Source organism: Rhodococcus sp. As11 (assembly GCF_048957735.1).
In the GTDB taxonomy this organism is placed as follows: domain Bacteria; phylum Actinomycetota; class Actinomycetes; order Mycobacteriales; family Mycobacteriaceae; genus Rhodococcus; species Rhodococcus gordoniae.
Genome location: NZ_JARDJE010000002.1, coordinates 422,968 through 430,466 on the forward strand (window position 1 = coordinate 422,968; position 7,499 = coordinate 430,466).

Genomic DNA, 7,499 nt, shown 5'->3' on the forward strand with positions numbered 1-7,499 from the left:
TGACGGGCGTCGCGGATCGTGCATCGCAAGATCGAAAACGTGTCGGCGCCCGCGGTTAGCCTTCGGCCGGATCGAACAGACATTCGAGATGGGGGCGAGATGGGGGCGAGATGGGGAAGCGGATCGAGTACACGAGGGAACTGCTGGAGGAAGCAGTGACCGCGTCGATCAGTACTGCAGGTGTTCTCCGCTACTTGGGGCTTCGAGCAGGCGGAGGTAGTTACGTCGTCGTGAAACGACGGATCGTGGCCTACGGAATCGACACATCACATTTCCGGGGCATGGCCCACCAGAAGGGACGACCGGCCCGGAACCGGCTGCACTGGTCGGACGTGCTCACGGTTGCACCGGCCGGTGCGAATCGGAAGGAGACCAAGACACTCAGACGGGCGCTCCTCGAATACGGTCGCGCCCACGAGTGTGAGATGTGCGGTATCGGACCGGAATGGCTCGAATCCCGACTCGCGCTCCATATCGATCACATCGACGGCAATCCGAACGACTCCCGACCGCACAACGTCCGCTTCCTGTGCCCCAACTGCCACAGCCAGACGCCGACGTGGGCAGGCCGAAACACACGTCGCGTTCTCGACGAATCATCCGAATGGATTCCCGGCCGAACCGGATCGAATTCCGACGAGGTGGCGTGATGGCGAGGCCGGTCAAATACACGAAGGAGATGCTGGAAGAAGCGGTTCGGAACTGCGTCAATTTCGCCGAGGTCATGCGGCACTTCGGTCTCAAACCGAGTGGCGGACACCACACCCACCTGAGCCGTAGGATCCGCGCACTCGGTATCGACACCTCCCACTTCACCGGGCGACCTCGGACGACCGAGCGCAGACCGTACGTCCGTCACGAGTGGCGCGACCTGCTCATCGAGAAGCCGAACGGCTCTCGGCGCACGAGACCGGATCAGCTCCGACGGGCACTCGTCGAGTACGGACGCCCTTACCGGTGCACCCGGTGCGGTATCGAACCCGAATGGAACGGAAGGCCGCTCACCCTGCATGTCGATCACATCGACGGGAACCCCGGCGACTCCCGCCCGGAGAACCTTCGCTTCCTCTGTCCCAACTGTCACAGTCAGACGCCTACCTGGGCCGGACGAAATGTGCAGCACCGTATCGCCCCGGAGTGACATCTATGCCGTATCCTGCTGAGGTCTGGCGCGAGTGGCGGAATTGGCAGACGCCCGGGTTTTAGGTATCCGTGTCTTCGGACGTGGGGGTTCGAGTCCCCCCTCGCGCACCACGTGACCTCACCCACGGTGCACCGACCGGTCTTGGCAGGTCGGTGCACCGTTCGGGTACCGTCGAGGGCGTGTCCGAGCATCGCCCTCCCCGCCGGTTGGCCCTGATCATCCTGGTCCTGGTGGCCGCGGCCGGATGCCTCGGCCTCGGTTACTGGCAGTGGGTCCGGTTCGAAGCGGTCGGCGGCACCTACCAGAATCTCGGCTACGCCCTCCAGTGGCCGGCCTTCGCCTTCTTCTGCGTCTACGCCTACCGGCGCTTCGTCCGCCTCGAGGCGGAGGAGCAGGAAGCCGAGAGCACCGGGGGACGCCGCCCGTCCGAGCCGGACGAGCCCACCGAGATCCCCGAGGATCTTCTTCCCACCCGTCCGCGCACGCTCGCCGAGGCCCGCGAGCAGGAGGCCGCGGATCCCGACGCACGACAGATCAACGAGTACAACGAGTACCTCGCGCAACTCGCGCGCAGGTCCGATAGGAGCGCTCAGTGAGCACCACCCCCGAGCAGGCGTCCGGCCAGGCCACCACGCCGCGCGTCGTCAGTGACGCCGACCGGAAGAAGATCCGGTCCGCCCTGCTGCGTTACCGCGTGCTCGCCTACGCGACCGGCATCTGGTTGCTGATCCTCACCGGCGAGATGGTCGCGAAGTACATCATCGGGATCGAGAACGTGCCGGCCTGGATCGCGATCGTGCACGGCTGGGTGTATGCCGTCTACCTGGTGCTCACCTTCGACCTGTCGATCAAGGTGCGGTGGCCGATCGCCCGCACGGTGTGGACGCTCCTGGCGGGCACCATCCCGTTCCTGTCGTTCTTCGTCGAGCACAAGCGCACCCAGCAGGTGAAGGCCGACTTCGGCGTCTGAACCACCACCTCCACGAGACCTTCACGAACACGAATCGGGCGGATCCCTTCCAGGATCCGCCCGATCTCGTCTGTGCAGCGCGAACTCAGCGGCGCGGTAAGCGCACCACCTGGACGAAGAATTCGTCGATCTGGCGCACCGCGCGTATGAACTGGTCGAGGTCGACCGGCTTCGTCACGTACGCGTTGGCGTGCAGCTTGTAGCTGCGCAGGATGTCCTCTTCCGCGGCCGAGGTGGTGAGGACCACAACGGGAATGTCGGTGAGGTCGTCGTCGGACTTGACGTGTTCGAGGACCTGCCGCCCGTCGTACTTGGGCAGGTTCAGGTCGAGGAGGATCAGATCGGGCCGAGGAGCATCCGCATGCTCCCCGCGCCGGTAGAGGAAGTCGAGCGCTTCCTCGCCGTCGCGTACCACATGCAGATTGTTGCCGATCTTGTTGTCCTCGAACGCTTCTCGCGTCATCAATTCGTCGCCGGGGTCGTCCTCCACGAGGAGGACGTCGATCGGCCGCCCGGAAACGCTCATGCAGATGCCCCTTTCAGAGCGACTTCGGTTGCAGACATGTCGTCGCCTGCCTTGGGAATCGTAAAGCAGAAACGACTGCCCTCCCGATACTGCGGGTCGAGCCAGATCTCTCCACCGTGGTACTCGACGATCTTGCGGCAGATCGCCAGACCGATACCGGTTCCGGTGTAGACATCCCGGCCGTGCAACCGCTGGAAGATCACGAAGACCTTGTCGGCGAACTCCTCGGCGATACCGATGCCGTTGTCCTGCACGGAGAACCGCCAGAGTTCGTCGTCTCCCTCGACGATCTCCTCGCAGGCGACGCGGATCTCCACCGGCCGGTCCTCGCGGCGGAACTTGATCGCGTTCCCGATCAGGTTCTGCCACAACATGATCATCAGTGTGGGATCGCCCACGATCGTCGGCAGAGAGTCGGGCCGGAGGATCTTCGCGCCGGATTCCTCGACGGCATGGGAGATATTCGTCAGGGCCGCGTCGAGCGTGACGTCGAGTTCGGTGCGGACGTGCGCATCGCTGACGCGTCCGACCCGAGAGAAGGTCAGCAGATCGTTGATGAGCACCTGCATGCGTTTGGCGCCGTCCACCGCGAACGCGATGTACTGGGTGCCGCGCTCGTCGAGTTTGTCGCCGTATCTCTTCTCGAGGAGCTGGCAGAAGGACGCCACCTTGCGAAGCGGCTCCTGCAGGTCGTGGGAGGCGACGTAGGCGAACTGCTCCAGTTCGGAGTTCGAACGCCGGAGTTCCGTCGCCTGGCTCTCGAGCTGCTCCTCGCGATCGTGCGCGACCTGCAGTTCGTGCACGATCCGCTCGCGCATGTCCTCGACGTCCCGGCCGAGGGCGTAGATGTCGGCAGGCCCCTGAGGTTCGATCTCACGCTCGAAGTTCGCCCCTGCGATCACGGCGCGCGACGCCTGCCGCAGACGCTGGATCGGCCGCACCACGATCATCTGGAGCAGGACGGCGAGGCCCACCCCGGTGAGAAGGAACACCCCGACCATGCCGGCAAGGATCCGATCACGGGTCGCACGAATGTCCTCGAGTGACTCGATACCTTCCGCCTTGGCCTGCAAGAGATCGGCGTTCTGGACCTCGAATGCCTCGCGGAGACGATCGAAGGCGACACGACCTGCATCGACGGCGGCGGGGTCGACGAAGCGCGGCTCTCCCGGCATCACCGCGGAGACGAGAGGCTCGGCGTACACACGCCGCCATTCGGCGGCGTGGACCTCGATCGACCGGAGGTCGGCGAGCAGCTTCGCGTCGTCGCCCACCAGTGTGCGCAACTCGGCAGCGGCCGCAGCTTCCTCCTGCCTACCTTGCTCGTAGGGGGAGAGGAAGTCGGGATCGGCAGCCAGGATGTATCCGCGGGCGCCGGTCTCCTGGTTCAGAAGTGCGCCTTGAAGGCGGTACGCCTCCGCTCGGGCGGGCTGGATGCGATCCCGCACGTAGTTGGAGGCCTCGGTCGTCTCTCGAAGGTAGTAGCTGCCCACCACCGTGCCGACGATCACCAACAGCCCCATCACGCTCAGTACGAGCAGGAACCAGCCCTGGACCGTCATTCCCCGGGGCGGAGGGCGACGCGTGTCCCCCGCCTCTGCCGTTGCGTCGCTCTCGGTCATGCGGTGGTGATCACTTCCTGTTCCATTGCACGTGGACGACTGCCACGTCGTCGGACAGTCCCCCTCTACTGTCCGCGAGCTTCTCGGCGCCGTCGATGAGGGCGTCGGTGAACTCGGCGGGCGAGAGATGGGCACGTTCGCGCGCGAGCTCGAGAAGTCCTTCCTCGCCGAGTCGTTCCGGTCCCGGTCCGCGGTGGCCCTCGAAGAGTCCGTCGGTGAACAGCACGATCGCGCCGCCCTCGGGCAGATCCATCGTGTGGACGGGCCAGGTGGCCGTTCCCGGCAGCAGGCCCAGAGCAGGGCCGCCGGGGGCTTCCACCCAGTCGACGGTTCCGGCGTGGCGCAGCAGCAGGCCGGGGTGTCCTGCTCTCGTGACCTCCACGGTGCGTCGATCGGCCCACATCGTGAGGTTGGTCATGGACGCGAAGAATCGGCTCTCGGTGCGTTCGGCGACGAGGAGTTCCTCGAGTTGCTGCAGCCGCCGGGGACCGTCGACGCCGCTGAGCACGAGCGTGCGCCACGCGATCCGGAGCCCCACCCCGAGAGCGGCTTCGTCGGGACCGTGGCCGGAGACGTCGCCGATGAGGACGTGCACGGTGCCGTCGTCGGTCTGCACGACGTCGTAGAAGTCGCCACCGAGCAACGCGGAGGACCGGCCGGGGCGGTAGCGGGTGACGACGTCGAAGTCCTGGGCGTCGCGCAGGAGCGGAGACGGGAGCAGACCGCGTTCGAGCCGGGCGTTCTCCTGCGCGTGCAATTGGCTCGCCTGGAGTTCCGCCGCCGCGATCTCGGTCTGCTTCCGCTGGATGGCGTAGCGGACGGCACGGCCGAACAGATCGGGCTCGACGCGTCCCTTGACGAGGTAGTCCTGGGCGCCGACCGAGAGTGCGGCGAGGCCGGTCTGTTCCTCGGCGAGGCCGGTGAGGACGACGATGGGTACCGAATCGGTGATCTCCTGGATGCGCGCGACCGCTTCGAGGCCGCTCGCATCGGGCAGGTGGAGGTCGAGAAGTACGCAATCGGGATGGGATGTGGTGAGTTCGTCGCGGGCCTGCGCGAGTGTCTGAACCCACACGACCGTCATCTCGGGGGCGCTGTCGACCACCAGCTCCTCGACGATGAGTGCGTCACCGGGGTCGTCCTCGATGAGGAGCAACGACGGCGGTTCGACCGACCCACCCTGCGCTCGGTGCATGTCCACTCGGTCGCCCCTCCCTCCCTGGTCGAAAGGGAACATTACAGACTCCACGACACCGTGCTCACAGGGTGGCCACAGAGCGCCGGGGCTACGACGAATGGACCGATGTGTGCATCTGCCGGCACGATCTTGCATGATGACAAGGTGAACGATCCATTGACCGCGCATCCACACATGACTCTTTCGACAGCTCGCAACGGTTCCGTTGCTGTGCTGTCCGTCGACGGTGAAGTCGACATGACGAGCGCTCCACTGCTCGAGAACGAAGCCCTGGGGTTGCTCGACACCGACATCACCGGACTGATCGTCGACCTCAGCGGTGTTGATTTTCTCGCTTCGATGGGTATCGCTCTGTTGGTCGAGTTGTCCAAGCGTGCTACCGACGCCGTCGGTTTCGCCGTGGTCGCACACGGTAGTGCCACGGCACGCCCGCTCGAGCTCCTCGGCCTCGGAGAGGTCCTGGCGATCCACCCGAAGCTCGACGACGCGCTCGTCGGCCTCGGTGCCTCGCCGGAAGGAGTCTCCGAGTAGGCCGCCGCACCCGACGAACCGAGGAGTCATGTCGTCTGCCCCCGAGGAGTCAGCCTTGCTCTTTCCCGACGAGATCCGGTCGTCGGGTGTGCGAGCCGACCCGACCGAGATCGCAGGCCTGCGGGTCGTCACGAGGCGGTGGCTGGCGAAGCTGCCGCTCGATGAGGACCGACGACAGGACATTCTGCTCGCGAGCTACGAAGCGCTCGCGAATGCCGTCGAGCACGCCTATGCGCCGGACGATGCGCACGGGACCCTCGACTACGAGGCGACCTTCCTGCCCCACGAGGGTGAGGTGCTCGTGCGTGTCAGCGACCACGGTTCGTGGCACGAGGCCGTCGACAGCGACGCCCGGCGTTCACGCGGTCACGGGCTGACGCTGATCCGTAATCTGGCCAGCGACGTCCACGTCTCGGCCGGCCCCGAGGGCACGGTCATCGAGATGCGGTGGGCACTCGACGACTCGGAGAAAGCAGAGGGCGACGAACTCTCGTCACACGACGCGGGCTGATCTGCGCGGTAGGCGCGCGTCTCACGTTCCCGAAAGCACACGGCCGTGGGAGGAACACGATGTTCCTCCCACGGCCGTTGTCGTCACCCCTGCAGGGCGCCGGCCTCTGGTTTCGCGGTGCCGAACTTCGGTGCCGGTTCGCGCCGTGCGGCACGATCGCCGAGATGCTCGAGCAGCCGGCGTTCGCGGTATCGATCTCTTCGGAACCGCGACTCGCACGGGCCGCGGAAATCGAGCCGGGCTCGCTGTGGCGGGGCTTCCTCGCAAGGAGGCCGTCGTCGCGGAGGTTGTCGACCGCCCGACGAGAGATGTGCCTGACCGGAGATGTGACTGCCCTGACGGGAAGAAGCAGGTGTTCCTCGCTATCGTGGCGGGAACTCTGTGACTTCGACAGGGGGTCCCGCCCGGCACTGTGTACTCGAAGTGGCCGACGCGGGGCGGTGAGTGAGGAGGCGACGATGGCGCTGTGGAACCCACGGGTGGTACTGGACTGGTTACGGGCGGGATATCCCGAAGGGATCCCGGCCAAGGATCATTTCGCGTTGCTGGCCGTTCTCAAACGCCGACTCACGGACGAGGAACTCCTCGAGGCGATCGAGACGGCAGCGGCGACCGCGTCCGAGCACCCGGAGCGGAAGGTGGATCACGACACCCTGCGGAAGATCGTGGCAGGGGTGATCCACGAGGAACCCGACCCGCAGGACGTCGAGCGGGTCCGCGAACTGCTGGTCGCTGCGGGCTGGCCCGTCGTGGGTGGTGAGCTCTCCCGCGGGGACGAGCCGGGCGAGCTCGACGAGCCGGATGGGCAGGTCGCATCCGGCACGACCGCGGTGCCGCCGTCCGATGCCGTTGCCACACCGCATACCGGCGCTGCGGAACCCCTCCACGAGGAGCGCAGAACGCAGGCCCGCGTGCGTTAGCTGTATGAGGCCATGACGTTGGTGACACCGGTCCGGAGTTTGCTCGCGGGCGGCCGATTACCGACGGCAGTATGCGG

9 protein-coding genes, 1 tRNA gene and 1 pseudogene are annotated in these 7,499 nt (G+C 66.0%); 8 read left to right on the forward strand and 3 right to left on the reverse strand.

All coding sequences use genetic code 11. The features are described 5' to 3' along the window. The first annotated feature begins 110 nt into the window (after positions 1-110). The 5 genes from PV766_RS04345 (at position 111) to PV766_RS04365 (ending at position 2,114) form a co-directional block, all read left to right on the forward strand. Positions 111-650 carry an HNH endonuclease signature motif containing protein gene (locus tag PV766_RS04345; RefSeq protein ID WP_421096476.1) on the forward strand — a complete coding sequence of 180 codons (540 nt, stop codon included), beginning with the start codon at positions 111-113 and terminating at the stop codon, positions 648-650. Then, entirely contained in the window at positions 650-1,141 is a 492-nt protein-coding gene (locus PV766_RS04350) for an HNH endonuclease (RefSeq protein WP_421096477.1), read from the forward strand. Before PV766_RS04345 ends, PV766_RS04350 begins: the two co-directional genes overlap by 1 nt. A 28-nt stretch (positions 1,142-1,169) precedes the next feature. Further along, a tRNA-Leu gene (locus PV766_RS04355) sits at positions 1,170-1,254 on the forward strand. Positions 1,255-1,323: 69 nt separating this feature from the next. Further along, positions 1,324-1,740, forward strand: coding sequence for a hypothetical protein (locus PV766_RS04360; protein ID WP_026003323.1), 417 nt, complete (start codon positions 1,324-1,326; stop codon positions 1,738-1,740). Beyond that, positions 1,737-2,114 carry a DUF3817 domain-containing protein gene (locus tag PV766_RS04365; protein WP_255162616.1) on the forward strand — a complete coding sequence of 126 codons (378 nt, stop codon included), beginning with the start codon at positions 1,737-1,739 and terminating at the stop codon, positions 2,112-2,114. The genes PV766_RS04360 and PV766_RS04365 overlap by 4 nt, the downstream gene beginning before the upstream one ends. An 85-nt stretch (positions 2,115-2,199) precedes the next feature. On the opposite strand, the gene PV766_RS04370 is transcribed toward PV766_RS04365, so the two are convergent. The 3 genes from PV766_RS04370 to PV766_RS04380 all read right to left on the reverse strand — a co-directional run bounded on the left by PV766_RS04370 (position 2,200) and on the right by PV766_RS04380 (position 5,463). Beyond that, the gene (locus PV766_RS04370; RefSeq protein ID WP_016934293.1) at positions 2,200-2,640 is read right to left on the reverse strand and encodes a response regulator; all 441 of its coding nucleotides are present in this window, start codon (positions 2,638-2,640) and stop codon (positions 2,200-2,202) included. After that, positions 2,637-4,202 (reverse strand): sensor histidine kinase, encoded by a 1,566-nt coding sequence (locus tag PV766_RS04375; protein ID WP_421096492.1) that lies wholly within the window; start codon positions 4,200-4,202, stop codon positions 2,637-2,639. Before PV766_RS04375 ends, PV766_RS04370 begins: the two co-directional genes overlap by 4 nt. Positions 4,203-4,272: 70 nt before the next feature. Then, positions 4,273-5,463 (reverse strand): PP2C family protein-serine/threonine phosphatase, encoded by a 1,191-nt coding sequence (locus PV766_RS04380; protein ID WP_421096478.1) that lies wholly within the window; start codon positions 5,461-5,463, stop codon positions 4,273-4,275. A gap of 171 nt (positions 5,464-5,634) precedes the next feature. Between PV766_RS04380 and PV766_RS04385 the strand changes: the two genes are divergently transcribed. The 3 genes and pseudogenes from PV766_RS04385 to PV766_RS04395 all read left to right on the forward strand — a co-directional run. Continuing rightward, a complete protein-coding gene (locus PV766_RS04385) occupies positions 5,635-5,991 on the forward strand; it encodes an STAS domain-containing protein (protein ID WP_421096479.1) in 357 nt (118 codons plus the stop codon). Positions 5,992-6,019: 28 nt separating this feature from the next. Further along, positions 6,020-6,502 (forward strand): ATP-binding protein, encoded by a 483-nt coding sequence (locus PV766_RS04390; protein ID WP_016934303.1) that lies wholly within the window; start codon positions 6,020-6,022, stop codon positions 6,500-6,502. A 458-nt stretch (positions 6,503-6,960) separates the two neighbouring features. Further along, positions 6,961-7,284 (forward strand): annotated as a pseudogene (locus PV766_RS04395) (DUF3349 domain-containing protein); the annotation flags it as partial. Between the last annotated feature and the right edge of the window lie 215 nt (positions 7,285-7,499).